The 25,842-nt window shown below is 60.4% G+C and carries 23 protein-coding genes and 1 pseudogene; 14 read left to right on the forward strand and 10 right to left on the reverse strand.

From position 1 onward, the window contains the following. From AB4Z35_RS15660 to fabF, 4 genes are all read left to right on the forward strand, one after another. Positions 1-349, forward strand: a 349-nt coding sequence (locus tag AB4Z35_RS15660) for a polysaccharide biosynthesis protein (RefSeq protein WP_442098006.1), incomplete at its 5' end; no start/stop codon positions are given. A gap of 112 nt (positions 350-461) precedes the next feature. Continuing rightward, complete coding sequence (locus AB4Z35_RS15665) at positions 462-797, forward strand: ComEA family DNA-binding protein (RefSeq protein WP_442098007.1); 336 nt, start codon at positions 462-464, stop codon at positions 795-797. Positions 798-1,486: 689 nt separating this feature from the next. Next, positions 1,487-2,281, forward strand: a complete 795-nt coding sequence (locus AB4Z35_RS15670) for an SDR family NAD(P)-dependent oxidoreductase (RefSeq protein ID WP_442098009.1) — start codon at positions 1,487-1,489, stop codon at positions 2,279-2,281. Between the two features lie 31 nt (positions 2,282-2,312). Further along, a complete protein-coding gene (gene fabF, locus AB4Z35_RS15675) occupies positions 2,313-3,587 on the forward strand; it encodes a beta-ketoacyl-ACP synthase II (protein ID WP_442098010.1) in 1,275 nt (424 codons plus the stop codon). On the opposite strand, the gene AB4Z35_RS15680 is transcribed toward fabF, so the two are convergent. The 6 genes from AB4Z35_RS15680 to rfbB form a co-directional block, all read right to left on the reverse strand. Next, the gene (locus AB4Z35_RS15680; protein WP_442098011.1) at positions 3,584-4,141 is read right to left on the reverse strand and encodes a TetR/AcrR family transcriptional regulator; all 558 of its coding nucleotides are present in this window, start codon (positions 4,139-4,141) and stop codon (positions 3,584-3,586) included. The two genes, fabF and AB4Z35_RS15680, sit on opposite strands and share 4 nt — an antisense overlap. Positions 4,142-4,309: 168 nt before the next feature. Further along, complete coding sequence (locus AB4Z35_RS15685) at positions 4,310-4,477, reverse strand: DUF2897 family protein (RefSeq protein ID WP_442098012.1); 168 nt, start codon at positions 4,475-4,477, stop codon at positions 4,310-4,312. 129 nt (positions 4,478-4,606) lie between these two features. Then, the gene (gene eat / locus AB4Z35_RS15690) at positions 4,607-5,971 is read right to left on the reverse strand and encodes an ethanolamine permease (RefSeq protein ID WP_442098013.1); all 1,365 of its coding nucleotides are present in this window, start codon (positions 5,969-5,971) and stop codon (positions 4,607-4,609) included. 258 nt (positions 5,972-6,229) lie between these two features. Further along, positions 6,230-7,099, reverse strand: coding sequence for a dTDP-4-dehydrorhamnose reductase (gene rfbD / locus AB4Z35_RS15695; RefSeq protein ID WP_442098014.1), 870 nt, complete (start codon positions 7,097-7,099; stop codon positions 6,230-6,232). A 46-nt stretch (positions 7,100-7,145) separates the two neighbouring features. Continuing rightward, complete coding sequence (gene rfbA, locus AB4Z35_RS15700; protein ID WP_008003325.1) at positions 7,146-8,021, reverse strand: glucose-1-phosphate thymidylyltransferase RfbA; 876 nt, start codon at positions 8,019-8,021, stop codon at positions 7,146-7,148. Further along, the gene (gene rfbB, locus AB4Z35_RS15705; RefSeq protein WP_442098015.1) at positions 8,018-9,100 is read right to left on the reverse strand and encodes a dTDP-glucose 4,6-dehydratase; all 1,083 of its coding nucleotides are present in this window, start codon (positions 9,098-9,100) and stop codon (positions 8,018-8,020) included. Before rfbB ends, rfbA begins: the two co-directional genes overlap by 4 nt. 343 nt (positions 9,101-9,443) lie before the next feature. On the opposite strand from rfbB, the gene kdpF reads away from it, so the two are divergent. The 6 genes from kdpF to AB4Z35_RS15735 all read left to right on the forward strand — a co-directional run bounded on the left by kdpF (position 9,444) and on the right by AB4Z35_RS15735 (position 17,537). After that, positions 9,444-9,533, forward strand: a complete 90-nt coding sequence (kdpF, locus tag AB4Z35_RS15710) for a K(+)-transporting ATPase subunit F (protein WP_007899818.1) — start codon at positions 9,444-9,446, stop codon at positions 9,531-9,533. A gap of 8 nt (positions 9,534-9,541) precedes the next feature. Further along, the gene (gene kdpA, locus AB4Z35_RS15715) at positions 9,542-11,236 is read left to right on the forward strand and encodes a potassium-transporting ATPase subunit KdpA (protein ID WP_442098016.1); all 1,695 of its coding nucleotides are present in this window, start codon (positions 9,542-9,544) and stop codon (positions 11,234-11,236) included. Between the two features lie 10 nt (positions 11,237-11,246). Further along, positions 11,247-13,304, forward strand: coding sequence for a potassium-transporting ATPase subunit KdpB (gene kdpB, locus AB4Z35_RS15720; protein WP_442098017.1), 2,058 nt, complete (start codon positions 11,247-11,249; stop codon positions 13,302-13,304). 157 nt (positions 13,305-13,461) lie between these two features. Continuing rightward, positions 13,462-14,007 (forward strand): potassium-transporting ATPase subunit KdpC, encoded by a 546-nt coding sequence (gene kdpC / locus AB4Z35_RS15725; RefSeq protein WP_108229867.1) that lies wholly within the window; start codon positions 13,462-13,464, stop codon positions 14,005-14,007. A 131-nt stretch (positions 14,008-14,138) separates the two neighbouring features. Next, positions 14,139-16,790, forward strand: coding sequence for a DUF4118 domain-containing protein (locus tag AB4Z35_RS15730; RefSeq protein WP_442098019.1), 2,652 nt, complete (start codon positions 14,139-14,141; stop codon positions 16,788-16,790). Between the two features lie 48 nt (positions 16,791-16,838). Continuing rightward, positions 16,839-17,537: a response regulator gene (locus AB4Z35_RS15735; RefSeq protein WP_442098020.1), complete on the forward strand. Its 699-nt coding sequence runs from the start codon at positions 16,839-16,841 to the stop codon at positions 17,535-17,537. A gap of 154 nt (positions 17,538-17,691) precedes the next feature. On the opposite strand, the gene AB4Z35_RS15740 is transcribed toward AB4Z35_RS15735, so the two are convergent. Then, positions 17,692-18,729 (reverse strand): patatin-like phospholipase family protein, encoded by a 1,038-nt coding sequence (locus AB4Z35_RS15740; RefSeq protein WP_442098021.1) that lies wholly within the window; start codon positions 18,727-18,729, stop codon positions 17,692-17,694. A 221-nt stretch (positions 18,730-18,950) separates the two neighbouring features. Here AB4Z35_RS15740 and AB4Z35_RS15745 point away from each other — a divergent pair, with 221 nt between their 5' ends. The 3 genes from AB4Z35_RS15745 to AB4Z35_RS15755 all read left to right on the forward strand — a co-directional run bounded on the left by AB4Z35_RS15745 (position 18,951) and on the right by AB4Z35_RS15755 (position 21,134). After that, positions 18,951-19,229 carry a hypothetical protein gene (locus AB4Z35_RS15745; protein ID WP_008000319.1) on the forward strand — a complete coding sequence of 93 codons (279 nt, stop codon included), beginning with the start codon at positions 18,951-18,953 and terminating at the stop codon, positions 19,227-19,229. Positions 19,230-19,329: 100 nt separating this feature from the next. Beyond that, positions 19,330-20,088 (forward strand): CHAD domain-containing protein, encoded by a 759-nt coding sequence (locus tag AB4Z35_RS15750; protein ID WP_442098022.1) that lies wholly within the window; start codon positions 19,330-19,332, stop codon positions 20,086-20,088. 248 nt (positions 20,089-20,336) lie between these two features. Further along, positions 20,337-21,134 (forward strand): acyl-CoA thioesterase, encoded by a 798-nt coding sequence (locus AB4Z35_RS15755; protein WP_442098023.1) that lies wholly within the window; start codon positions 20,337-20,339, stop codon positions 21,132-21,134. Here AB4Z35_RS15755 and AB4Z35_RS15760 read toward each other — a convergent pair whose 3' ends face one another. The 3 genes and pseudogenes from AB4Z35_RS15760 to AB4Z35_RS15770 all read right to left on the reverse strand — a co-directional run bounded on the left by AB4Z35_RS15760 (position 21,135) and on the right by AB4Z35_RS15770 (position 24,133). Further along, a complete protein-coding gene (locus AB4Z35_RS15760; RefSeq protein WP_008000324.1) occupies positions 21,135-21,500 on the reverse strand; it encodes an Mpo1-like protein in 366 nt (121 codons plus the stop codon). A 148-nt stretch (positions 21,501-21,648) separates the two neighbouring features. Further along, positions 21,649-23,115, reverse strand: a pseudogene (locus AB4Z35_RS15765) (methyl-accepting chemotaxis protein); the annotation flags it as partial. A 208-nt stretch (positions 23,116-23,323) separates the two neighbouring features. Continuing rightward, positions 23,324-24,133, reverse strand: a complete 810-nt coding sequence (locus AB4Z35_RS15770; protein ID WP_442098024.1) for a TatD family hydrolase — start codon at positions 24,131-24,133, stop codon at positions 23,324-23,326. 237 nt (positions 24,134-24,370) lie between these two features. Between AB4Z35_RS15770 and AB4Z35_RS15775 the strand changes: the two genes are divergently transcribed. Then, entirely contained in the window at positions 24,371-25,792 is a 1,422-nt protein-coding gene (locus AB4Z35_RS15775) for a transglycosylase SLT domain-containing protein (protein WP_442098025.1), read from the forward strand. Positions 25,793-25,842 lie beyond the last annotated feature (50 nt).

Below are 25,842 nucleotides of genomic sequence, written 5' to 3' on the forward strand. Positions count from 1 at the left end.
GCTGGCCGAGAAAATGATCCATTTGTCCGGCCTGAGCGTCCGTTCGGAAAAAAACCTGCATGGTGACATCGCTATCGAATTCACCGGGCTGCGTCCGGGTGAGAAGCTCTACGAAGAGCTGTTGATCGGTGACAACGTCAGCGCGACCCAGCATCCAATGATCATGACGGCCAACGAGGATCACCTGTCCTGGGATTTGCTGAAGGGCAAGTTGACCGAGTTGCTCGCCGCGGTGGATCAGGACGACTATGCGCGCGTCCGCCAGTTGTTGCGCGACACCGTCAGCGGCTACACCCCCGACGGTGAGATTGTCGACTGGATCTACCAGCAGCGCCGCCTGGAACCCTGATTGTTTCATATGCAGTAACGTACACATTTTTGACAGTCCCATGGCATAGCCTACGTTTGGAGAGCAGCTTCGGAAAAGCTGCTTTCTCAAACGACGTCATGGAGTTTCACTAATGCGTACAAGCAGTTTCTACTCTCTGGTATTCGCCCTTCTCACCAGCGCTTCCCTTACGACAATCGCCGCGCCTGTCAAGGCACCAGAGGTGACGAATGCGCCTCTGGTGCAGGATGTGGCCGTCAAGGCGCCATCCGGCAAAGTCGATCTCAATAGTGCTGATGTACCTACGCTGCAACGTGAGCTGGCTGGGGTGGGCGAGGCCAAAGCGAAAGCAATTGTTGCTTATCGTGAAAGTAATGGTGCGTTTGCGTCAGTTGACGAATTGCTGGAAGTGAAGGGTATCGGCAAAGCGCTTCTGGATAGAAACCGCGACAGGATCGAGGTGAACTGAAGGCGAAACTGGACGACAAAGGTCGATCATTGATCGGCCTTTGCCAGTAGCGAGAGTTATGCCCGGTGGGCCAGTCGCAGTACTTGAACGGTTTGTCGGTTACCCAGGATCAGGCAAAGTACAGGTCCGCGTTGTTCAGCAAGGTCGTCTGCCCAAGCAGCGTGAAATTGCCAACGTAAGCGCCATCACTGCAGTGTCGAATGTCACGACCAGCCCATTGGTTTGCAGCATTTGTGTCACTGCCTTGGTAGTCGTCCAGCCGTTGATATGCAGGGTGTCTTCACCTTGTTTGAAATCCTGGATGGTGTCCGAGCCCGGGCTTGCGTTGAGTACGAAAACGTCCTGCCCATTTCCGCCAATCAGACTTCGCTTTGATCGCCTTATGGGCTGCTTTGACGCATGAAGGTCCTGTCGCTCAGTTACTGTTGAATGCGCACTGTTCATCCGCCCCACCATTTATCGGTCGGCCCGCAATACCGTTCATTCCATCGCAGAGGTTCGGCGCGGTTTTGCGTTTGTTCAGGGTCTACTCTCTCATACTGGCCTGGGCACCGACGAGARCCGACCGCTTCGTGGACATGGAAAATTACGGCTATCATATTGCGTTTGAATTATGCGTATAATAAATACCGCTTGCGTCGAAGTGCCTTGGCGTCAGGCGTCCTTCAGCATCCTTCAGGAGCACCGTCATGAATTCAGTTCAGTCCCAAGGTACGGCCCTCGTCACCGGCGCTTCTTCCGGTATCGGGGCGGTTTACGCTGAGCGGTTGGCAGCCCGTGGTTTTGATTTGTTGCTGGTGGCTCGCGACGAGCAGCGGCTGGAAGTGGCGGCGAGCAAGCTGCGCTCCGAGCATGGGATCAAGGTCGAGGTGCTGAAGTCGGATCTGACCCGGAAGGACGACGTGTTGCAGCTCGAACAGCGGTTACGCAGCGATTCGAGTATCAGCCTGTTGCTCAATAACGCCGGTGTGGCGGCGGACGGGCTATTGGCCAATGCCGATACCGACCAACTGGAGAGAATGATTCAGTTGAATATCACCGCGGTCACGCGATTGGCCTCGGCGGCTGCGGCCAGTTTTACCAAGGCCGGGCGCGGCACGATCATCAATATTGCATCGGTGGTGGCATTGTTTCCCGAGCGTTTCAATGCGACGTACAGCGCCAGCAAGGCTTATGTATTGAGCTTGACTCAATCGTTGAACGCCGAGCTGAATGGCACCGGGGTGAAGATTCAGGCGGTGCTGCCCGGTGTGACACGTACTGAAATCTGGGAGCGCTCCGGTATCGATGCTTCACAAATTCCTGCGGAAATGGTGATGGAGGCTGAAGAGATGGTCGATGCTGCGTTGTCGGGTCTGGACCAAGGTGAATTGATCACTATTCCTTCGTTGCCTGATGCGGCGGATTGGGATGCGTTCGTGGCGGCGCGTCATGTGATGGCGCCTAATCTTTCCAAAAGCAAGGCCGCTGCCCGTTATCGGTAAGCGCCATCAATCGGCTTGAGGTGTGTTTGGTATGAGTGATCGTCGCGTAGTTGTAACAGGCATGGGCCTGGTATCGCCGCTGGGGAGCGGTGTCGAAGCGGTCTGGGCACGGCTGTTGGCCGGGCGTTCCGGGCTGCGCAAGTTACCTGAAGAGGTGGTTGCCGATCTGCCGGCCAAGGTCGGTGGTGCGGTGCCGACGCTGGCTGATGATCCGCAGGCGGGTTTCGATCCGGACCGGGCAACCCCACCCAAGGAACAGAAGAAGATGGACCGCTTCATCCTGTTCGCCATGGAGGCCGCGCGTCAGGCACTGGAACAAGCCGGCTGGCAAGCGCTGGATGCCAATGCCCAGGAGCGCACGGCCACCATTATCGGTTCAGGTGTGGGTGGTTTCGGCGCGATTGCCGACGCGGTGCGCACCACCGATAGCCGTGGTCCGAGACGTTTGTCGCCATTCACCATCCCGTCGTTTCTGGTCAACCTCGCGGCAGGTCATGTGTCGATCCAGCATGGCTTCAAGGGGCCATTAGGCGCGCCCGTCACGGCATGCGCCGCCGGGGTTCAGGCGATTGGTGACGCGGCGCGGCTGATTCGTGCGGGTGAGGCGGATATCGCGGTGTGCGGCGGTGCGGAAGCGGCGATCGATCGGGTCAGTCTTGCCGGGTTTGCAGCTGCTCGCGCCTTGTCCAGCGCTTACAACGAAACGCCTGAGCGCGCTTCGCGACCTTTCGACAATGGTCGCGATGGCTTTGTCATGGGAGAGGGGGCCGGGCTACTGGTTATCGAGTCTCTGGAGCATGCACTGGCTCGGGGTGCTCAACCTCTGGCGGAACTGGTCGGCTACGGCACCAGCGCCGATGCCTATCACCTGACCGCTGGCCCCGAAGACGGCAGCGGTGCGCGGCGAGCGATGTCGTTGGCATTGGCTCAGGCAGGTGTTTCACCGGCTCAGGTTCAGCACCTGAATGCTCATGCAACCTCGACCCCGGTGGGTGATCTGGGTGAGCTGGCAGCGATCAAGGCGCTGTTCGGTGCGCAAAACGGCATCGCCGTGACATCGACCAAGTCGGCGACCGGGCATTTGCTCGGTGCAGCGGGAGGACTCGAAGCGATCTTTACGCTGCTGGCGATCCGCGACCAGATCGTGCCGGCGACTCTCAATTTCGAGAACCCGGACCCTGCCACTGAAGGTGTGGACATCGTTCATGGCAACGCGCGGCCGATGGCGATCGAATACGCATTGTCCAACGGCTTCGGATTTGGCGGGGTCAATGCCAGTGTGCTGTTCAAGCGTTGGCAGGGTTAATCCTGCGAGTGTTTGAGGTGTTCGCGTGCGACGTCGAGAATCCGTTGGGCAAACTCGGCGTCGGCAACGCTGCGGGATAACAGCAAGGCGCCGACCAGCGTAGACATGATGACGATGCTGCGCTCGGCGGTGCGCGCTCCGTCAAGGGTGTGCTGGATCTGATCGATTCGCGCCTGGAGCACGACGTCGCTGGTTGGACTCGGTTGACCACGCAGCCCCAGTTCCGAGGAAATGGTCAACAGTGGGCAGCCTTCCTGAGGTGAGGTTTGATGCCATTCGGACAGATAAGCGTCGATGAAGGCTTCGAGTGGATGCTCCTCGGCGAAGATTTGCTCGCACAACTTGTCGACTTGTTCGCCAGCCTCTTGCAAGGCTTTTTCCACCAGTTCGTCTTTGGATTTGAAGTGCGAGTAAAAGCCACCGTGGGTCAAGCCCAGTGCTTTCATCAGGGGTTGCAGCCCGGTCGCGCCGATACCGTCGCGTCGAAAACGCGCTGAAGCTTCCTTGATTATGCGTTGGTGGGTCTGGGCTTTATGGTCCTGCGAGTAACGCATCTGATATCTCCGCATCAATGCGGCCCATATTAACCAATGAAAATTGCATGGTGACTGTACTTCTACTTCTAAAAAGCATGCAGATGCTTCGATATGGGGACAAAGCGGCATGGTTTCGGGCGCTTTCACGCAAAAACAAACCCCGCCGTTCCAGGCGGGGGTTTTCAGTCAGCGGTCCTGCGCTTCCTTGGCGTCCATTTCCGCATTGCGTTCGGCGACGCGCTTACGTTGCTCCTCGGTCAGTTCGACCTTGTTGGCGGTGTCACGCAGCAGCATCAGACCACCAACGATCGAGCCGATGGCAACGATCAGAATCAACCAGGCATACCAGGGCATAGGACTCTCCTTGAAAACAGGCGGTCGGCGAAKGTTCGTCAACCGATCGTGCATACCACTTTGAGTGATGGGGTTCCATCGCTATCACCCTTATTCTATGCCTGTTGTTCAAGGTTCACTCGAACGCTTTCAATGTCCGGTCAACATCGCATCCGCCGGTGCGTCGGCACGTAATTGCGCAGTGAGCATGAAGTACACGAAACCTGCCACCATGAAGCCCAGGAAGATCAGACCGATCAGCGTGTTGAACCAGGCCATCGCCACCAGGCACACCACCGCCAGCATCAGTGCAATGAACGGCACCAGCGGGTAGCACGGAGCGCGGAAGGTGCGTTCCAGGTTCGGCTCGGTTTTACGCAGTTTGAACAGGCTGAGCATGCTCATGATGTACATCACGATGGCGCCGAACACGGCCATGGTGATCATCGCGGCGGTCAGCGTCATGCCGCCGAGGTTGATCAGTCCGTCGCTATAGATGGCTGCAATGCCGATTACTCCGCCGGCGGCGATTGCCCGGTGTGGAGTCTGAAAACGCGATAATCTGGCCAGGGATGCCGGTAGGTAACCGGCCCGGGCGAGGGCGAAGAACTGCCGCGAGTAGCCGAGGATGATCCCGTGGAAACTCGCCACCAGGCCGAACAGGCCGATCCACACCAGCATGTGCAGCCAGCCCGAGCTTTCGCCGACCACGGTTTTCATCGCCTGCGGCAGCGGGTCGTTGATGTTCGACAAGGTGCGCCAGTCGCCGACGCCACCGGCGAAGAACATCACGCCCATCGCCAGTAGCACCAAGGTCAAAATACCGCTGATGTAAGCCTTGGGAATCGTGCGCTTCGGGTCCTTGGCTTCTTCGGCGGCCATGGCTGCACCTTCGATGGCGAGGAAGAACCAGATGGCGAAGGGGATGGCCGCGAACATCCCGGCAATCGCCGGAGCACCGAACACGTCGGAGCCGGCCCAGCCATTGAGCGCGAAGTTGCTGAAGCTGAATGCCGGGGCGACGACGCCCATGAACACCAGCAATTCGGCGACCGCCAACACGCAGACCACCAACTCGAAGGTCGCTGCCAGTTTTACGCCAAGGATGTTCAGGCCCATGAACACGATGTAGGCACCGACTGCCGCGTGTTTCGGATCCAGGGCGGGAAACTGGACATTGAGATAGGCGCCGATGGCCAGGGCAATCGCCGGCGGAGCGAAGACAAATTCGATCAGTGTCGCCAGCCCGGCGATCAACCCGCCTTTTTCGCCAAAGGCGCGACGGCTGTAGGCAAAGGGGCCGCCGGCGTGAGGAATGGCGGTGGTCAGCTCGGTGAAACTGAAGATGAAGCAGGTGTACATGGTGGCGACCATGAACGAGGTCACCAGAAAGCCCAGCGTCCCGGCCACGCCCCAGCCATAACTCCAGCCGAAATACTCTCCGGAAATCACCAGCCCGACCGCAATACCCCACAGATGCAAGGTGCCCAGCGTGGGTTTGAGTTGTGTGTTCATGCGTTTGCTCCCTGAGTGGTTTGGAAAGCTCAGGGGGGGCAGTGCAGTGGGCGTGCCATTTCGCGATTGTGCGTCGTAATGGGCTGAAAGCTGTCGTATCGGGGATGTTCGTCACCGGATGCACGAATTTTATGCTTCAGTCAGGGGCGCAGTTGTTTCAGATGCCGCTTTCGCGAGCAAGCCCGCATACCCGCTACCCGACACCGCGGCGACGCGGAGATTTCGTAGTTCAATGCTGGTGCGGGCTGCGGTTGATGCTCAGCTTTGTTCAGTAAGGCACTCGCGCAACGCCGTTTGCCAGTCAGGTTGACTGACGCCCCAATCGCGTTGCAAGCGACTGCAATCCAGGCGCGAGTTGAGCGGTCGGGCGGCCGGCGTAGGGTAGTCGCTGGACGGGATCGGTAACAGGTCGGCGCAGGGCCTGCCCTGTTGTCGCAATGTTTCGCCGATCGCCTGGGCGAAGCCAAACCAGGAGGTTTCACCTTGAGCGGTCAGGTGATAAGTACCCCAGTTGGCAACTTCGTTCGTCTGCCAGCGTTCAATCAGGGCAAGGGTGCTATTGGCGATTGTACCGGCCCATGTAGGCGCTCCGATTTGATCGGCGACTACACGTAACTCGGGTTTCTCTTGCAGCAAACGCTGCATCGTCAGCAGAAAGTTGCGGCCATGGGTTGAATAGACCCAACTGGTACGCAGGATCAGATATTTACCTTGCACATCCCTGATGGCCTGTTCACCGGCCAGCTTGCTCTTGCCGTACACCCCGAGCGGATTTGGCGTGTCGTCCTCGTTGTAGGGGCCGGCTTTCATCCCGTCGAATACATAGTCCGTGGAGTAATGTATCAACGGGATGTCGAGAGCCAGCGCTTCTTCGGCGAGGATGCCAGGAGCTACCGCATTAATGGCAAAGGCTGTTTGCGGCTCGCTTTCTGCCAGATCAACCGCGGTATGGGCCGCTGCGTTGATGATCAGATCGGGCCGGACGTTTTGCACCTGACGGCGAATCTGATCGGGTTGCGCGAGATCGAGCTGATCGCGACCCAATACGATCAGTTCGCCGACAGCCCCCAGCCGCCGCTGCAACTCATGTGAAACCTGACCGTGCCGGCCATTGATGAGTATTTTCACGGGTATAGTCCAGTCTCGTTACCGGGCAAATCGGGCTCGCACAGGTTCATTGCTCTTCCCCTGCGAGTTTGGCCAGGTACTGGCCATATCCGGTTTTGCCGAAGTACCGGGCGCGCTCCAGCAACTGCTCGCGGTTGATCCAGCCATGTTCATAGGCAATCTCTTCGAGACAGGCAACTTTGAGGCCTTGGCGGTGTTCGATGGTTTGCACGTACTGGGAGGCTTCGAGCAAGCTATCGTGGGTGCCAGTGTCGAGCCAGGCGAAACCTCGACCAAAGCGTTCGACCTGCAGATCGCCACGTTGCAGATAGGCATTGTTGACGTCGGTGATTTCCAGCTCGCCGCGAGGTGAAGGTTTTACCGCCTTGGCAATCTCGATCACGTCGTTGTCGTAGAAATACAGGCCGGTAACGGCATAACTTGATTTCGGCTTTTTCGGTTTTTCCTCGATCGAAAGCGCGCGGCCGTCGCTGTCGAAATCGATGACACCGAAGCGCTCGGGGTCTTTGACCCAGTATCCGAACACGGTGGCGCCGGAAGAGCGTTTTGCCGCGCTCTGCAATTGTTCGCCAAAGTGCTGACCATGGAAGATGTTGTCGCCGAGGATCAGGCACACAGAGTCATTGCCAATGAACTCTTCGCCAATCAGAAAAGCCTGGGCCAGACCGTCCGGTGATGGCTGCTCGGCAAAGCTGAAATTCACCCCGAACTGGCTGCCGTCACCCAGCAGATTGCGATATTGAGGCAGGTCATGCGGGGTGGAGATCAGCAGAATATCCTTGATGCCGGCCAGCATCAGCACCGAGATCGGATAATAGATCATTGGCTTGTCGTAGACCGGCAACAGCTGCTTCGACACTCCGAGCGTAATCGGGTGCAGGCGTGTGCCCGAGCCACCCGCCAAAACGATGCCTTTCATCATGCGAGCAGTTCCTTGGGATTGATGGCGCCAAGGCGTTCGCCCTGATAGCTGCCATCTTGAACACGGCGGCACCATTGCATGTTGTCCAGGTACCATTGAACGGTTTTGCGCAGGCCGGTTTCGAACGTCTCTTCGGGCACCCAGCCCAGTTCGCGCTCAATCTTGCTGGCGTCGATTGCGTAGCGTAAGTCATGGCCAGGACGATCCTGGACGAACGTGATCAGGTCGGCGTAATGCGCAACGCCCTCAGGCTTGTGCGGTGCCAGTTCTTCAAGCAAGGCACAGATGCCACGCACCACGTCGATGTTCTTTTGTTCGTTGTGCCCGCCGATATTGTAGGTCTCGCCGACGGTGCCGGTGGTCACGACTTTGATCAGTGCCCGGGCATGATCTTCGACGAACAGCCAGTCGCGAACTTGCAGGCCATCGCCATACACCGGCAGCGGCTTGCCGGCCAAGGCATTGAGGATGACCAGCGGAATCAGTTTCTCGGGGAAGTGGAACGGCCCGTAATTGTTCGAGCAATTGGTCAGCAGCACCGGCAGGCCATAGGTTCGTTGCCAGGCGCGGACCAGGTGGTCGGACGCTGCCTTGCTGGCGGAGTAGGGCGAGCTCGGTGCGTACGGCGTCGTTTCCGTAAACAGATCGTCGGCACCGTGCAGGTCGCCGTAAACCTCGTCAGTGGAAATGTGATGAAAGCGGAAGGCGCTTTTCTCAGGCTCCGGCAGGGCTTGCCAATAGGCGCGGCTGGCTTCGAGCAGGCTGTAGGTGCCGACGATGTTGGTCTGGATGAATTCCGATGGCCCGTCGATGGAACGGTCGACGTGGGACTCCGCTGCCAGGTGCATGATCGCGTGAGGCTGGAAACGTGCCAGCACGGCTGTGACGCTCGCCTGATCCACGATATCGGCCTGAACGAACTCGTAGCGAGTGTCGTTGGCAATGCTGGTCAGCGATTCGAGATTGCCGGCATACGTCAGTTTGTCCAGGTTGAGCACTTCATGCTCAGTGTGTTGAATCAGCTCGCGAACAAGGGCCGAGCCTATGAAACCGGCTCCGCCGGTAATAAGGATACGCACGTTGGGCCAGCCTTTTTCAGTAATGCGGATAACGGTAGCTTGCAGGCGCGAGCGGGGAGGTGCAAGAGTTCTTGACCCCATTCGGTTGCGTCGCGCCAATCGGGCGGGATTATCCATGACTTGCAGTCATCCCTCACTACTCTCGCGCACAATTTAGAGTTCTACCTGCGACACTCCCGTTTTTTTCGCACTGGAACTCTTCCACACACCCTGTAACCCCTGCGTAAACCCACTCTTTACGTTTTCTTTATGCCCCGCCCGCACCCTCGATCTCGTTCCTTTACAGCCTCCTTTCCGACAATGACTCCACACACGGCAATACGCCGTAACACGGAGAACTTCCATGAGCGTTCTGGACGGGGTGTCGCTGCTGCTGGCAGTGGGACTGTTCATTTATCTGTTGGTTGCGCTGCTGCGCGCGGACCGGAACTAGGAGCGGCTATGCACAGTTATGACTATTGGCTGATCCTCGGGTTTTTCGCCCTGGTATTGGTCCCGGCGCCGTTTCTCGGGCGCTTCTACTACAAGGTGATGGAAGGGCAGCGCACCTGGCTAACGCCGGTTCTCGGTCCGGTCGAACGCGGTTGTTATCGTCTGGCCGGCGTCGATCCGCAAGCCGAACAGAGCTGGCAGAAGTACACGCTGGCCTTGCTCGCCTTCAACCTCGCGGGTTTCCTGCTGCTGTTCGCGATCCTGTTGTTCCAGGACCACTTGCCGCTGAACCCGCAAAACCTGCCGGGCCAGGAGTGGACACTGGCGTTCAACACCGCCGTCAGCTTCATGACCAACACCAACTGGCAGGCCTACAGCGGTGAAGCGTCCCTGAGCTACTTGAGCCAGATGGTCGGCCTCACCGTGCAGAACTTCGTCAGCGCCGCCACCGGTCTCGCTGTGCTGGTTGCTCTTTGCCGCGGTATCGGGCGCAAGTCCACCCAGTCCCTGGGCAACTTCTGGGTCGACATGACCCGCGCCACCCTCTACGGCTTGCTGCCCATGTGCCTGCTGCTGGCGCTGTACCTGGTCTGGCAGGGCGTGCCGCAAACCTTCGCCCAGTACGTGAATGCGGTGACGATGCAGGGGGTTGATCAAGTGATCCCGCTCGGCCCGGCCGCCAGCCAGATTGCGATCAAGCAATTGGGCACCAATGGTGGCGGTTTCTTCGGCGTGAACTCAGCGCATCCGTTCGAGAACCCGACCGCGTGGAGCAACCTGTTCGAAATGGCCTCGATCATTCTGATCCCCGTCGCGCTGGTGTTCACCTTCGGCCATTACGTGAAGGACCTGCGCCAGAGCCGCGCGATCATTGCCTGCATGCTGGCGCTGTTCCTGATCGGCGGCGCGACCTCGCTGTGGGCTGAATACCAACCGAACCCGGCCCTGAACAATGTCGCTGTCGAACAGACTGCACCGCTGGAAGGCAAGGAAGCGCGTTTCGGCACCACTGCCACGGTGTTGTGGTCGGTGACCACCACGGCCGCGTCCAACGGTTCGGTCAACGCCATGCACGACAGCCTCAACCCGCTGAGTGGCATGGTGGCGCTGGTCAACATGATGGTTGGCGAAGTGATCTTCGGCGGCGTCGGTGCCGGGCTCTACGGCATGTTGCTCAACGTGCTGATCGCGGTGTTCCTCGCCGGCCTGATGATCGGCCGCACCCCGGAATACCTCGGCAAGAAACTGCAAGCCAAAGAAGTGCAATTGCTGGTGGTGACCCTGATGGTCATGCCGATTGGCGTACTGGTGCTCGGCGCGATCGCCGCCAGCCTGCCAGGTCCGGTGGCCGCTGTGAGCAACCCTGGCGCCCATGGTTTCAGTCAACTGCTCTACGCCTACACCTCGGCCAGTGCCAACAACGGTTCGGCGTTTGGTGGCTTCGGCGCCAACACCCCGTTCCACAACCTGATGCTGGGCCTTGGCATGTTGATCGGTCGCTTCGGTTACATCCTCCCGGTTCTGGCCCTGGCCGGCAGCCTGGCGATGAAGAAAACCGCACCGATCGGGCAGAACAGCTTCCCGACCCACGGCCCGCTGTTCGTGACCCTGCTGACCGTGACCATCTTGCTGGTGGGTGGCTTGACCTTCTTGCCGACGTTGGCGCTGGGTCCTATCGCTGAACATCTGAGCATGGGCTTCTGAGGATTATTTGATGAATATGCCCGTAATTAAACCGGTCGCCATGAAAGCGCCGGAACAACCGAAAACCGCGATCTCGGCCCTGTGGCGCCCGGCGCTGCTGCAAGCCTTCGTCAAGCTTGACCCACGGCAATTGCAGCGTGCGCCGGTGATGCTGGTGGTCGAACTGACGGCGATCCTGACCACCGTGCTGTGCTTCATTCCCGACACGGCGGTGCCGACCTTCGTTGCCGCGCAAATCGCGGTGTGGCTGTGGTTCACSGTGCTGTTCGCCAACTTCGCCGAAGCCCTGGCCGAAGGCCGTGGCAAGGCCCGCGCCGACAGCCTCAAGGCCGGCAGCGAAGGCCTCAGCGCCCGGCGCAAAACCGGCAATGGCAGCTTTCAGGTGGTGCCGGCCGCCAACCTGCGCAAAGGCGATGTGGTGCGCGTCGAAGCGGGGGAGATGATTCCCGGTGACGGCGAGGTGATTGAAGGCATCGCGGCGGTCAACGAAGCGGCGATTACCGGTGAATCGGCACCCGTGATTCGCGAGTCCGGCGGCGACCGCTCGGCCGTTACCGGCAACACCCGACTGGTGTCCGACTGGCTGCTGGTGAAAATCACCGCCAACCCCGGCGAGTCGACCCTGGACCGCATGATCGCTCTGGTCGAAGGCGCCAAACGGCAGAAGACCCCGAACGAAGTGGCGCTCGACATCCTGCTGATCGGCCTGACCCTGATCTTCCTGCTGGTCGTGGTGACCCTGCAACCGTTCGCCCACTTCGCCAATGGCAGCCTGCCGCTGGTGTTCCTGGTGGCGCTGTTGGTCACGTTGATCCCGACCACCATCGGCGGTTTGCTGTCGGCCATTGGTATCGCCGGAATGGATCGACTGGTGCGCCTGAACGTGATCGCCAAGTCCGGTCGTGCGGTGGAAGCGGCGGGGGACGTGCACGTCCTGCTGCTGGACAAGACCGGCACCATCACCTTCGGTAACCGTCGTTGCTCGGCAGTGTATGCCGCGCCAGGCGTGACAACCAGGGAGCTGGCCGAGGGCGCATTGCTGGCTTCGCTGGCCGACGACACTGCCGAAGGCAAGTCGATCGTCGAGTACTTGCGTGGCACTCATCCGCAACCGGAGCCGTCCTCTGACTTGCTGACAGCCGTGCCATTCAGTGCCGAAACCCGCTTGTCCGGTGTCGACTATCAAGGGCGCGTGTACCGCAAAGGCGCGGTGGATTCGTTGCTGGCGTTCGTGGGCCTCAAGCGTGCTGATCTGGCGGCACCGTTGTCCCGTGAAATCGACAAGATCGCCCAAAGCGGCGGTACCCCGTTGCTGGTGTGTGCCAACGGTAAACTGCTCGGCGCGATCCACCTCAAGGACGTGGTCAAGCCCGGCATCCGCGAGCGTTTCGCCGAGTTGCGCAAGCTGGGGATCCGCACCGTCATGGTCACCGGCGACAACCCGCTGACCGCCGCCGCCATCGCTGCCGAAGCGGGTGTGGACGATGTGCTGGCCGAAGCCACGCCGGAGAAAAAACTGGCGCGCATTCGTCACGAGCAAAACGACGGTCGCCTGGTCGCCATGTGCGGCGACGGCGCCAACGACGCCCCGGCCCTGGCCCAGGCGGACGTCGGTATGGCGATGAACGACGGCACGCAAGCGGCACGTGAAGCGGCCAACATGGTCGATCTCGACAGCGACCCGACCAAGCTGCTGGACGTGGTGCAGATCGGCAAGGAATTGCTGGTCACCCGAGGTGCGCTGACGACCTTTTCCATCGCCAACGACGTGGCCAAGTATTTCGCGATTCTGCCGGCGCTGTTCGCCGCGATCTACCCGCAATTGGGCGTACTCAACGTGATGCACCTGAGCAGTCCGCAGAGCGCGATTCTGTCGGCGATCGTGTTCAACGCCTTGATCATTGTGGTGCTGATTCCTCTGGCGTTGCGCGGTGTGCGGGTGCAAGCGGCGAGTGCGGCGGCGTTGCTGCGGCGCAATCTGTTGATCTACGGCCTGGGCGGGATTCTGGTGCCGTTCGTGGGCATCAAGGCGATCGACATGCTGTTGACGGCGTTGCATTTGGTTTGACTGAAAACGCCCCTGTAGGAGCGAGCTTGCTCCGGGCGGCGTTCCGACGATGGTGGTTAACGATAACGCGTGCTTCCTGACTGTACGCGGCGCTCTCAATTGCATCGCGAGCAAGCTCGCTCCCACAGGTTTTTCCTGTGAATTAGAGGATTCTGAAATGTCCACATTGATACGCCCGGCCCTGAGCCTGCTGGTCCTGATGACGCTGATCACCGGCGTCGCTTATCCACTGGTGGTCACCGGCGTGGCCCAGGTGGCTTTCCCGGATCAGGCCAATGGCAGCCTGGTGCGCGATGCCGAGGGCAAGGTCCGCGGCTCTTCGCTGATCGCCCAGGATTTCGTCGGTGATGCCTGGTTCCACCCGCGCCCTTCGGCCGGTGCCTTTGCCACCGTGTCGAGCAGTGCCAGCAACCTGTCGCCCAGCAACCCGGTGCTGGCCACGCGGGTGATCGACGATGCCACTAAACTGCTGGTGCCAGGCCAGGGACCGGTGCCACTGGCGCTGGTCACTACGTCCGGCAGCGGTCTCGATCCGCACTTGCCACCGGCAGCGATTGCCTATCAACTGGCGCGTGTCGCGACGGCGCGCAACCTGCCGGTAGCGACCCTGCAGCAACTGCTGGACACCCACATCGAGCAGCCACTGGTAGGCCCGCCGGTGGTGAATGTGCTTGAGTTGAATCTGGCGCTGGAAAAACTGTAAATCGGCGGCGCAGCCAATCGCGAGCAGGCTCGCTCCCACAGGAGTACGCATTCCAACTGTGGGAGCGAGCTTGCTCGCGATAGCGGTCTGACAGGCACTACACAAACATCCGAAAAAAGAGATCCCCAAGCATGAGCAACTCCGGCCGCGCCGACGCGCTGTTAGCAGACCTGCCCCGCGATGGCCGTGGACGGCTCAAGGTATTTCTCGGCGCCGCGCCGGGTGTCGGCAAGACCTACGCCATGTTGCAAGCGGCCCACACCCAGTTACGCCAAGGGGTGAAAGTTATCGCCGGCGTTGTCGAAACCCACGGCCGGGCCGAAACCGAAGCGCTGCTCAGCGGTTTGCCGCAGCAGCCGTTGGTGCGTTCGGAATACCGTGGCGTGTTGCTCGAAGAAATGGACCTCGACGGTCTGATCAAAGCCAAGCCGAAACTGGTGCTGGTCGACGAGCTGGCCCACACCAACGCCCCGGGAAGTCGTCACGAAAAGCGCTGGCAAGACATTCAGGAACTGCTCGCCGCCGGCATTGATGTGTACACCACGGTCAACGTCCAGCATCTGGAAAGCCTCAACGACCAGGTGCGTGGCATCACCGGCGTGCAGGTCCGTGAAACCCTTCCGGACTGGGTGTTGCAGGAAGCCTACGAACTGCTGCTGATCGACTTGCCGCCGCGGGAGTTGCTGGAGCGTTTGCGCGACGGCAAGGTCTATGTGCCGGAGCAGGCGCGGGCGGCCATCGATGCGTTCTTTTCCCAGACCAACCTGACGGCCCTGCGCGAACTGGCGATGCAAACCGCGGCGGCTCAGGTCGATAACGATCTGGCCCAGGGCTATCGCCAACTCGGTCAAGCGGCGCCAGCCGTGCGCGGGCGTTTGCTGGTGGGGGTCGACGGCGATGCCCAGGCTGAGCGCCTGGTGCGGCATGCCAGTCGCGTGGCCCAGCGGCGGCACCTGCCCTGGAGCCTGGTGCATGTGGACAACGGCCGCGTGCGTGACGAGCAGTCGCGCCTGCGCCTGCAAAGTGCCCAGCAACTGGCTGAACGGCTGGGGGGCGAAGTGGTGTTGCTACGGGCCGGTGAAGTGGCGAAAACCCTGATCCAGCATGCCGCCGAACGCCGCGCCAGCCTGGTGCTGGTCGGTCAGTCCCGGCCGCGCTTGCGCCGACGTCTGTTCGGTGGCGGGCTGGCGGCGCGGCTGCTGCGCAATGCTCGCGGACTGGAAATCAACGTTCTCGATAGCGATCACCAACAGCATCAACCCCATCAGCGGTCGATGCAGTCGCTGGTCTGGTTCGACTACGCCCTGGCCGTGTTCGCGACGGTTCTGGCCAGCGCCCTGGCCTGGGCCGTGGCGAGTGTTCTGCCGCTGCCAAATATTTCTCTGGTGTTCCTTGCCGCCGTTTTGCTGGTGGCGGTGCGCAGCAGCCTCGGGCCGGCTCTGGCCTGTGCCGCGCTGTCGTTTCTGACCTATGACTTTCTGTTCATTCCACCGAATTTCTCTTTCAGCATCCAGCGCGAAGAAGACGTGCTGACCTTGCTGTTCTTCCTGCTGATGGCGGCCCTCACCGGTAACCTCGCGGCGCGCCAGCGCAGGCAATTGCAGGCACTGCGCGATACACAGGAAGAGACCACCGAGTTGCTCGACCTGTCACGCAAACTCACCGCCGCCACCGACCGTCAGGCTGTGGTCAGCGCGGCTGCCCAGCACCTCAACGGTTGGAGTGATGTACAACTGTGCCTGCTCAATCGCGACGGGCAAAACGGCTGGAAAGTCGAAACCGGTGGCCCGCTGGAGTTCACTGAAGCCGAGCGCGCCGCCGCCGACTGGGCCTGGCAGCACGATCAACCGGCGGGTGCGGGCACCGGCACATTGCCGTTCGGCCGCTGGTGGTGGTGGCCGTTATCGGTGGAGGGCGGCCCGCTGGCGTTGCTCGGCGTATGTGCCAGGGACGGCCAGGTCCTGAGCGGCCAGCGCCGACGCTTGTTGACCGCGCTGAGCCAGCCGCTGGCCCAGGCGCTGGCCCGGGCGCAACTGGCCGATGATCTGGAAGCGGCGCGGCTGCACGGCGAAACCGAGCAACTGCGCAGTGCCTTGCTGGCTTCGGTGTCCCATGATCTGCGCACACCGCTGACATCCATGCGCGGCAGTATCGACAGCCTGCTGGCCCTGGGTGAAGCGATCCCGCTGGAGGATCGGCGTGAACTGCTCGAAGGCACCCGCGATGAAGCCGAGCGTCTGGACCGCTACATCCAAAACCTGCTCGATATGACCCGGCTCGGCCACGGTGCCCTGAAGCTGGCGCGGGACTGGGTGTCGCCGGCGGACATCGTCGGCAGTGCGCTCAATCGCTTGCGCGCGGTACTCGCGTCGCTGCAGGTCAGCACCGAAGTACCGGCGCAATTGCCGCTGCTGTTCGTCCATGCCGCGCTGATCGAACAGGCACTGATCAACGTGCTGGAAAACGCCGCGCGGTTCTCGCCGCCCCACGGGCGTTTGCAATTGCGCGCCGGGGTTGATGACAGTGAGCTGTTTTTTTCGGTCAGCGATGAGGGGCCGGGCATTCCGGAGGCGGAACGGGCGAAAATTTTCGACATGTTCTACACCGCGGCGCGAGGTGATCGTGGCGGGCAGGGTACCGGGCTGGGGCTGGCGATTTGTCAGGGTATGGTCGGTGCCCACGGCGGGCGCATCAGCGTCGCCGACGGCATCGAGGGGCGTGGCACCTGCATCTCTTTACATCTGCCGCTACAGGCTCAGCCGGGATACGAAGGTGAAGCCTGATTGTGCTTGCGCTACTCTCTTGCCACTTCTTGGTGTTGATGTGAATTCATGAGCCAGACCGCGACCATTTTGGTCATCGATGATGAACCGCAGATCCGCAAATTCCTGCGCATCAGCCTCGCGTCCCAGGGCTATAAAGTGCTGGAGGCCGCCACCGGCAGCGAAGGATTGGCACAAGCCGCGCTGAACAAACCGGATTTACTGGTGCTCGACCTCGGCCTGCCGGACATGGACGGCCAACAGGTATTGCGCGATTTTCGCGAGTGGTCGACGGTGCCGGTGCTGGTGCTCTCCGTGCGCGCCGGTGAAGGGCAGAAAGTCGAGGCCCTGGATGGCGGCGCCAATGACTACGTGACCAAGCCGTTCGGCATTCAGGAATTCCTGGCACGGGTTCGTGCGTTGTTGCGCCAGGCGCCCGTAGGCGAGGTCCAGCAAGCGGCGCTGACCTTCGGTCCGTTGACCGTCGACCTGGCGTATCGCCGGGTGCTGCTCGACGGCGCCGAAGTCGCGCTGACTCGCAAGGAATACGCTGTGCTGGCGCAACTGGCGCGGCATCCCGGGCGAGTGATCACCCAACAGCAATTGCTCAAGGATATCTGGGGGCCGACTCACACCGAAGACACTCATTACCTGCGCATCGTAGTCGGGCACTTGCGCCAGAAACTGGCGGATGATCCGACCCAACCAAGGTTCATCGTAACCGAGGCGGGGGTGGGGTATCGGTTGTTGAGTGAAGACAGCCTTTAGTTTTGTGCTGAATGATCCGCCCCCATCGCGAGCAGGCTCGCTCCTACATGGGATCCCCTGGTCAGACACAAACTTTGTGTACACCAAAGATTCACTGTGGGAGCGAGCCTGCTCGCGATGAGGGCATTACATTCAATCGAGAGTTTTCAGACAGTCAGTTCTGCTCATTCTCATACCGGTCCAGCGTATCCCGCGCAATCTCCCGTCCCAGCGCGATCAGCTCCGGCGCCTTGTAGAACTCGAAAAACCGGCACACGCGCTTGGGCACGTTGATCAGAATGTCCGGTGGATACCCGGCAATCTTGTATTGCGCCAGCGACGTCTGCATCACCTCGAAACTCTGGTTGATCAGATCCAGCAAGGACGCCGGCCCGACGTTGTCGATGATGAACGAACCGGTGGCGGAGCGGGGTGCACCACTGGTTTGCGGAGCGGCCGCCGGTTGCTGCGCCTCGGGCTCGGCGGATTCGATCCACGGGTTGAAGTCCGCTCCTTCGGCCTTCAAGGCTTCCTGTTCCAGAACCAACAATTGTTCAGCCTGTTTGCGCCGGAACGGCAACTTCGAGCCGACGGAGTTGATCAGGCTGTCGAAGCGGGTCTTGAAGGCGGCGGGGCGCTGGATGACCGGCAATTGATAGTGGCGCTGGTTGGTGGAGTTGAGGTTGACCGCGATGATCAAGTCGCAATGGCTCGACACTACGGGCACGATCGGCAGCGGGTTGAGAATGCCGCCGTCGACCAGCATGCGGTTGCCCTGCATCACTGGGGTAAACAGGCTGGGAATCGCTGCCGAGGCGCGCATGGCCTGATGCAGGCAACCTTCCTGGAACCAGATTTCCTGCTGGTTGGTCAGGTCGGTGGCAACCGCGGTGTAGGGGATACGCAAGTCTTCGATGTTGACCTCGCCGACGATCTTGCGGATCTGCCCGAATACCTTCTCGCCACGAATCGCCCCCAGACGAAAACTCACGTCCACCAGACGCAACACGTCGAGATAATCCAGGCTCTCGATCCAGTCGCGGTAATCATTGAGTTTGCCGGCGGCATAGATCCCGCCCACCACCGCGCCCATGGAGCAACCGGCGATACAGGCAATGTCATAGCCGCGCCGTTCGATCTCTTCAATGACCCCAATATGCGCATAACCCCGGGCTCCACCCGAGCCCAATACCAGCGCGACACGCTTTTTCATGGATCGCCCTCGCTTGAATGGTTCAACAATGCACCCATCGAGGGCCATGCTTCAATCGCCATGGTCGTTCGATGGGGCAAGAGCGTCGTTTTTTCGACACTCCATGGCGGCACATGGTTATTCTCGGCAGCGCTATAGTTTGCACAACGGACCAACGGCACTTTTCAGGTGCCACACCGTCTTACCTGCACGACTGTTGACCTATCTTTGAGGAGTGAGTGATGAAAGCCTGGATCTGCGTGCCATTGATTGCCCTGGCGCTCGCCGGTTGTGCCGGCAAAACCGCTTATCGCGACAGTTGCGGTAGTAACCTGGATGCCGCGTGGCATGAGCTGGACCTGGCCAAGGCCGAAGGTTTTGCCGGGACCGTCAGCTACTCCAAGGCCTTGTCGCTGTTGACCGCGGCCAAGACCCAGCAGCAATTCGAGGGGTTCGAAGGCTGCACCACCAAAGCCGAGAAGGCCCGTTTCTATATTCGTGAGTCGCGCGCGGGGCGTTGAAGGCAAAAAGCAGCCGCAGGTTCTAAGCTACGAGTTGCAAGACTCATCGGGCTTGCAGCTCGTAGCTTGCAGCCTGGCGCTGTTTACGGAGTAAACCCCCATGATCGATCGGTTGGTGGCTCATGTTCTGGGCCTGGAAGTTCGTCTGCTGGCCTGTCAGGCCCGTTTGAAAGAGCGTACTGACCCTGAAGCGTTACACGATCTGCGCACAACAATGCGTCGGTTACGCAGCCTGTTGCGACCCTTGAACGGGGTGCCCGGAGTCGAACAACTGGAAGCGGCCGCCTCACGGATGGGTGAACTGACCACGCCATTACGTGATCGCGAAGTGCTGGCGGCGTACCTGCTCCAGCACCATCAACTCCAAGCCGCACGGTGGCGCATGGCACAAATGGCCGAGGCCTATCCGGCCGTAGCGGCCAGTCCCGAGCTCGAGCAAATGCTGATCGTCCTCGATGCGTTTCCGCGCTTTCTACGCGCTGCCCAGCGCCAGGGATTGCTCAAGGGCTTGCGCAAGCGCATTGAAAAACGCCTGGGCAAGCAGTGGAAAAAACTCGACGAAGCGTTGCACGACCCGACCCACGACCGCCACCGGCTGCGACTGCTGATCAAGCGCGTGCGCTATGGTATCGACGCTTACCCCGAGCTGGACCGTTTGCCGAAAGCGGCCATGCCCCGATTGAAATCGGCCCAGGGCGCGCTGGGTGACTGGCACGATTGCGTGCAATGGCTGGCCATGGCTGAACGGGAAGCGGATTTGCAGCCCTGTGTTGCAGTGTGGAAAGCCACTATGGCCGAGGCTGAACAGTGTGCAGACCGTGTGCTGGAAAAACTCAGTCGCGATTGCTTCAAATCCTGAATCCCCAGCGAACACAAACTGTAGGAGCGAGCCTGCTCGCGATAGCGGATTAACATTCAGCACACATCGTGACGGGTAGACCGCTTTCGCGAGCAAGCTCGCTCCCACATGGGCTCAATGTTGGCCATGGATTTTGTGTTAGAACCAAGCACGGCTCATCTGTCAGTCAATTTGGCCGGAATGGGTGCTGTATAGCCATCGCTGGCTGGTTAAGATCCCTTCATCTTTTTCCGATCCCTGAGGTTTTCATGCGCTTTTCCGAACTGCTTGACGCTGTCCGTAGCCAGCCGCTGGAGCTGTCTATCCCGGCCTCCTGGGCACAGGGGCGGGCCAGTTTCGGTGGCCTGGTGGCCGCTTTGCAGTACGAAGCCATGCGTGCCCGGGTTCCGATGGATCGTCCGGTGCGTTCGTTGGCAATCACCTTTGTCGGCCCGGTTGAACCTGAGGTACCGGTCAGTTTCGAGGTCGACGTGCTGCGCGAAGGCAAGGCCGTCAGTCAAGTGTTGGGCCGGGTGATGCAGAAGGGCCAGGTAGTGACGTTGATCCAGGGCAGCTTTGGTGCCTCGCGCCCCTCGGAAGTGGCGGTGGTCGCTGAACCGGCACCGGAAATGAAGCACTGGGACGAGTGCCAGGAACTGCCTTTTGTCGAAGGCGTCCTCCCGGCGTTCATGCGGCATCTGGCGATGCGCTGGAGCGTCGGCGGGCTGCCGTTCAGCGCAAGCACATCGCGTCAGATGGGCGGCTGGGTACGCTTGCGCGGCGACGTGAAGGAAGAGGCGATCAGCGAAGCGCATATTCTGGCGCTGGTGGACGCCTGGCCACCGGCCCTGATGCCGTTTTTGAAGAAACCGGCGATGGGCAGCACGCTGACCTGGACCATCGAGTTCGTGCAACCGCTGCTGCAACTGAGCACCCTGGACTGGTGCAAATACCTCGTCGAAACCGAGCACGCCGCCGACGGCTACGGGCATGCCGCCGCGAAAATGTGGAGCGCGGATGGCCGGTTGATCGCCATGAGCCGGCAGACGGTGACGGTATTCGCCTGATCAGTGACGGCGGTGGCGCTCACGCCAGGCGCGCCACCAGCCACCGCTGAGGAAGAACCGCGGAAAAGTCAGGAACTGCTCGACCAACAAGCGCGATATCGCATCCTTGCGATCACTGAAGGGTTCGGAGGCTTGCGTCTCCAGGTTGTGGCCGTGGCGTTGCAAAGCCAGCGCAGCAATCACACCGACCACGCCAATGGCGACGTTCGCCAGGCTCAGGCTGAATACCCCGGACACGATCAACAGAAACGCCACGATGAAGAGTGGCACCGCGATCAGGTGCAACACCAGATTGGTCGGGTGCTGATGATTGTTCGGGTATGCTCGCCATTGCCAGGCAGGAAGGTTGGGGTGACGTTTGCCCATGATGCTGATCCTCGATCCATGTTGAACACATATGGTGAAGAATAGGCCCGGTCAATGCTGGCGGCGAATCAAGGCTGGCTATTGGCTTGATAGGCGTCATGGTCAATATTGATGTCGCCGGTTCCGGCCTCTTCGCGGGCAAGCCCGCTCCTACAGCCTTGCTCAACTCCCCGGCCAATGCCGCCAACTCATTGCTGGTAATCGCCGAAGTCACCGTCTGCTGCACCGTATTCTCGGTCACATTACGGATGCTCACCACCACCCGGTTCATCTCTTCCGCTACCTGACTCTGTTGCTCGGCCGCCACCGCGATCTGCGTGTTGCTTTCACGCATCTGCGCCACCGCGCTGGTGATCTCGGCCAATGCCGAACCAGCCTCTTGCGCCTGCTGCACGCAATCGTCGGCCTTGAACGAGCTCTCTTGCATGAAATCCACGGCGTCCCGCGTGCCAGACTGCAACGCCGACACCATGATGGTGATTTCATCCGTGGAGACCTGCACGCGTTTGGCAAGGTTGCGCACTTCATCGGCGACCACCGCAAAGCCGCGACCCATCTCACCGGCCCGGGCCGCTTCGATGGCAGCGTTCAACGCCAACAGGTTGGTCTGCTCGGCGATGCTGTGAATCACGTTGACCACGCCGTTGATCTTCTGGCTGTCCTCCGCCAGGCGTTGAATCATCTCGGCGGTCTGCTGGACGCCGGTGGACAGTCCGGCAATCGACCTCTGCACCCGCGTAACCACCTCCTGGCCGCTGCCGGCCAGGGTATCGGCCGATTGTGAAAGGTCACGGGTGGCGCCCGCGTGTTGGGCGATGTGATAGACCGTGGCAGTCATTTCATTGATCGCCGTGGCGGCCTGATCGGTTTCGCTTTGCTGACCCAGCATGCCGTGGCGCACTTCATTCATGCTGGCTGCCAGCCGCGCAGCGCCGACGTCCAGTTGCCGGGCGGTGCTGGCGACGGTGCTGACCACCCGTTGATAACCGGCCTGCATGGCGTTGAAGGCGTTGGCCATTTGCCCGACTTCGTCGCTGCAAGCCAATGGTACGCGGGCCGACAGGTCGCCGGTTTTCTCCACGTGCAACATGACGTCTTTCAAGGTGTTGAGCTGGCTGAGCAGGAAGCGGATCAACAACTGCGATGCGCCGAGCATTGCCAGCATCAGGATGAACACGGCCACCGCGTAATTGGCAAAACGCTCGCTGAACACCTGGCTCAGGCTCGGACCATGAGCAATCACGGCGACCTGCTGGCTGCCGGCGCGGGTAAACACTTCGGCGCCTATCAACGGGTTGTCACCGAACAGCGGCATCGCGTTGATCTCGACCCAGCCATTGGCATTGGCCAGTGCCTGCACGGGTTGTTCATTGAGCACGGGTGCCTGCCCGCGACTGAACGCCAGCAGGTTGTCGGCATGGGGCAGCGGTTGCCCTGCGGGCCAGGCTTCGAGCAATCGGGCCTGGGCCTGGGCCGAAGCCTGGGCGGACTGACTGCGAGCCTGCTGTTCAAGCTGCACCGCGTACAGCACCAACAACAGGGTGGTAACGAACGCGACGGCATTGACCGCCCAGAATTTGTATTTCAGCGAGATATTGCTAAGCCAGGCACCCATGGAGGTCTTCTCTGATAGCGGAAACAGTTTTGGCAAGGTGCCAGCATTGTGCCGCTACTCAGGTGACTGATTCTTGATGCAGATCAACGGGCCAGCAGCATCCCCCATGTGGGAGCGAGCTTGCTCGCGATAGCGCTAGAACCGTCACACGTGAGGTGACTGTCAGAGCGCTATCGCGAGCAAGCTCGCTCCCACAGGGGATTTGTGGTTATTGAGGGATTGATGGCAACCCGTAGAACGCCCGTGCGCACGCTGTGGTGTGCGCCGCCAGATCTTCCTGGCTTTCGCCGCGATGCAGCGCCACTTCGCGCAATACTTCGGTCAGGTACGCCGGCTCGTTACGCCCGTTTTTTGGCTTGGGGCGCAGGCTGCGCGGCAGCAGGTACGGCGCATCGCTTTCGAGCATCAGGCGCCCGCGCTTGATCTCCTTGACCAGTGGATGCAAATGCGTGCCCCGACGCTCGTCGCAAATCCAGCCGGTAATGCCGATGTGCAGATCCAGGTCGAGATAGCTGAACAGTGCCTTCTGTTCGCCAGTGAAGCAGTGCACCACGGCAGCCGGCAATTGATCGCGGAAGTCGCGCAGGATTTCCAGCAATCGCTGGCTGGCGTCGCGTTCGTGCAGAAAAACCGGCAGCTGCAATTCAACAGCCATGGCCAGATGTTCTTCGAGGACCTTCTCCTGCTGCGGACGCGGCGAGAAATCACGGTTGAAATCCAGCCCGCATTCGCCCACGGCCACCACATTTGGCTCATTGAGCAAACTGCGCAAACGTCGGGCGCTGTCGGCATTCCAGTCGCTGGCGCAGTGCGGGTGAATGCCGGCGGTAGCGAACAGGCGCTGCGCACTTGCGTCCAGTTGCTGGCACAGCTCAAGGGCCTGTTCGCTGCCCTCGACACTGGTGCCGGTCAGCACCAGTTGGCACACGCCGGCCGCGTAGGCGCGGTCGAGTACGGCCTGGTGTTTGTCGGCAAAACAGGGGTTGGTCAGGTTGACGCCGATATCGATGAGTTGCATGGTGCTACCTCGGCCCAAAGGCCGGAAAGCATATCAGAGCCGTGGATTTATAAGAAAAGCCAAGAACTACAACGGGTTAACGCTGTCTCTTGAGCCGCGAGCCAGACCGGGTTGGTAGTTTTGCCATCATTGTGCCAGTCTTTCGCACTTTGCCAGCGCCTCGGGCGCTCTGTTTTTGTCGCCGTGCTTGACGTCATTCGTCATTGAAGCGGGCCTCATATTCTTTCCGGAGAGTGGATGATTCGTCCCTCGGTTTTGCTACTGCTGTGTTGTTCGCTGCTACTGCCGATGTCGGCGGTCGCGCGTCTGCCCGGGCCGCTGCAAGCCGTACCGGCCACCAAGGTGCGCGACCTTGCGGAAATTCGCAGCAGCCGTGTGCTGCGGGTGTTGGTCAACCAGAGCCGCAACAGTTCCGGCGAAGTCCAGGGGCAGGCGATCGGGGTCGAATACCATCGTCTGAGAGCTTTCGAGCAATACCTCAACGGCCACGCCCGTGACGGTCAGGAAATCACTCTCAAGATCATTCCCAAGGCCAAGGATCAACTGCTCGGTGCATTGCAGCGCGGGGAGGGTGATCTGGTGGCGCCAGGCGAGTTGCTCGATCTGCAAGCGGGTTTCGCCGTCAGCACCAGTGAGCCGATTGCCAGCAACATCCCATTGGTCCTGGTGGGCATCAAAGGCGAACGCCGCTACACCCGGCTTGAACAGCTTTCCGGCAAGACCCTGGCGTTACCCGCCGGCAGCGCCGCCGGGGATGCTGTCAGCCAGATCAATCAAAAACTCGCCCTGCACAAACTGCCACCGGTCAAAGTCGAATGGGTCGATCCGAGCCTTGCCGTCGAGGACGTACTGGAGATGGTGCAGGGCGGGATCTTCCACCTGACCATCGTCGAGCAGCCGATCGCCGAACGCTGGGGCAAGATCCTGCCCAACCTGCGTTTCGACAGGCAGGTACTCATCAGTGATCCGGGAGAAGAGTTCTGGTTCGTGCGCCGCGATGCGTCGATGTTGCGGGCCAGCATTGATCGTTTCCTCACCGTCTACAAAAAACCATCGGATCAGGACGCCGCATTCCTGCGGATCTATCGTCGTCTCTACCAAGTGCACTATCCACTGGCCAAGGCGGACCGGCAGCGTCTGGAAAAACTTCGTCCGGTGCTGCAGAAACACGCCGATGCCCAGGGCATGGACTGGCTGAACCTGGCGGCGCTGGCCTTCAAGGAGTCAGCCCTGCAACCTGCCGCCCGCAGTGGCGAAGGCCCGACCGGTCTGATGCAGATCACGCCTTCTGCGGCGCAGCGGGTGGGGGTCGACAATATTCAGGACGTAGACGGCAATGTGCAGGCCGGGGCCAAGTACCTGGCGATGATCCGGCGCAAGTTTTTTGCCAGCCCGAAACTCAACGAGCGCGAACGCATGGCCTTCGTTCTGGCAGCCTACAACATCGGGCCGGAGCGGGTTCAGGGCATGCGCGCCGAAGCCCGGCGGCGAGGATTGAATCCCAACCAGTGGTTCTTCCAGGTCGAACGCGTTGCCATGGAGCAAGTGGGTATGGGCCCCGTTAGCTATGTTAATAGCGTGAACAAGTATTTCTTGGCGTTCGACCGGGAGCGGGAGTCGTTGGAGCCTCAGGGACAAAAAGTTGTCTTGCGAAAATGATCAATTAATTCGATTTTTATGTTGAGGTTTTTGCGCTTTTAACATGCGAT

The sequence above is a fragment of the Pseudomonas sp. KB_15 genome (genome assembly GCF_052114525.1).
Taxonomy (GTDB): domain Bacteria; phylum Pseudomonadota; class Gammaproteobacteria; order Pseudomonadales; family Pseudomonadaceae; genus Aquipseudomonas.

Coding starts and splice junctions, on each gene's coding strand:
- AB4Z35_RS15665 (WP_442098007.1), top strand. CDS start 462: ATGCGTACAAGCAGTTTCTACTCTCTGGTATTCGCCCTTCTCACCAGC.
- AB4Z35_RS15670 (WP_442098009.1), top strand. CDS start 1,487: ATGAATTCAGTTCAGTCCCAAGGTACGGCCCTCGTCACCGGCGCTTCT.
- fabF (WP_442098010.1), top strand. CDS start 2,313: ATGAGTGATCGTCGCGTAGTTGTAACAGGCATGGGCCTGGTATCGCCG.
- AB4Z35_RS15680 (WP_442098011.1), bottom strand. CDS start 4,141: ATGCGTTACTCGCAGGACCATAAAGCCCAGACCCACCAACGCATAATC.
- AB4Z35_RS15685 (WP_442098012.1), bottom strand. CDS start 4,477: ATGCCCTGGTATGCCTGGTTGATTCTGATCGTTGCCATCGGCTCGATC.
- eat (WP_442098013.1), bottom strand. CDS start 5,971: ATGAACACACAACTCAAACCCACGCTGGGCACCTTGCATCTGTGGGGT.
- rfbA (WP_008003325.1), bottom strand. CDS start 8,021: ATGATGAAAGGCATCGTTTTGGCGGGTGGCTCGGGCACACGCCTGCAC.
- kdpF (WP_007899818.1), top strand. CDS start 9,444: ATGAGCGTTCTGGACGGGGTGTCGCTGCTGCTGGCAGTGGGACTGTTC.
- kdpA (WP_442098016.1), top strand. CDS start 9,542: ATGCACAGTTATGACTATTGGCTGATCCTCGGGTTTTTCGCCCTGGTA.
- kdpC (WP_108229867.1), top strand. CDS start 13,462: ATGTCCACATTGATACGCCCGGCCCTGAGCCTGCTGGTCCTGATGACG.
- AB4Z35_RS15730 (WP_442098019.1), top strand. CDS start 14,139: ATGAGCAACTCCGGCCGCGCCGACGCGCTGTTAGCAGACCTGCCCCGC.
- AB4Z35_RS15735 (WP_442098020.1), top strand. CDS start 16,839: ATGAGCCAGACCGCGACCATTTTGGTCATCGATGATGAACCGCAGATC.
- AB4Z35_RS15740 (WP_442098021.1), bottom strand. CDS start 18,729: ATGAAAAAGCGTGTCGCGCTGGTATTGGGCTCGGGTGGAGCCCGGGGT.
- AB4Z35_RS15745 (WP_008000319.1), top strand. CDS start 18,951: ATGAAAGCCTGGATCTGCGTGCCATTGATTGCCCTGGCGCTCGCCGGT.
- AB4Z35_RS15750 (WP_442098022.1), top strand. CDS start 19,330: ATGATCGATCGGTTGGTGGCTCATGTTCTGGGCCTGGAAGTTCGTCTG.
- AB4Z35_RS15755 (WP_442098023.1), top strand. CDS start 20,337: ATGCGCTTTTCCGAACTGCTTGACGCTGTCCGTAGCCAGCCGCTGGAG.
- AB4Z35_RS15760 (WP_008000324.1), bottom strand. CDS start 21,500: ATGGGCAAACGTCACCCCAACCTTCCTGCCTGGCAATGGCGAGCATAC.
- AB4Z35_RS15770 (WP_442098024.1), bottom strand. CDS start 24,133: ATGCAACTCATCGATATCGGCGTCAACCTGACCAACCCCTGTTTTGCC.
- AB4Z35_RS15775 (WP_442098025.1), top strand. CDS start 24,371: ATGATTCGTCCCTCGGTTTTGCTACTGCTGTGTTGTTCGCTGCTACTG.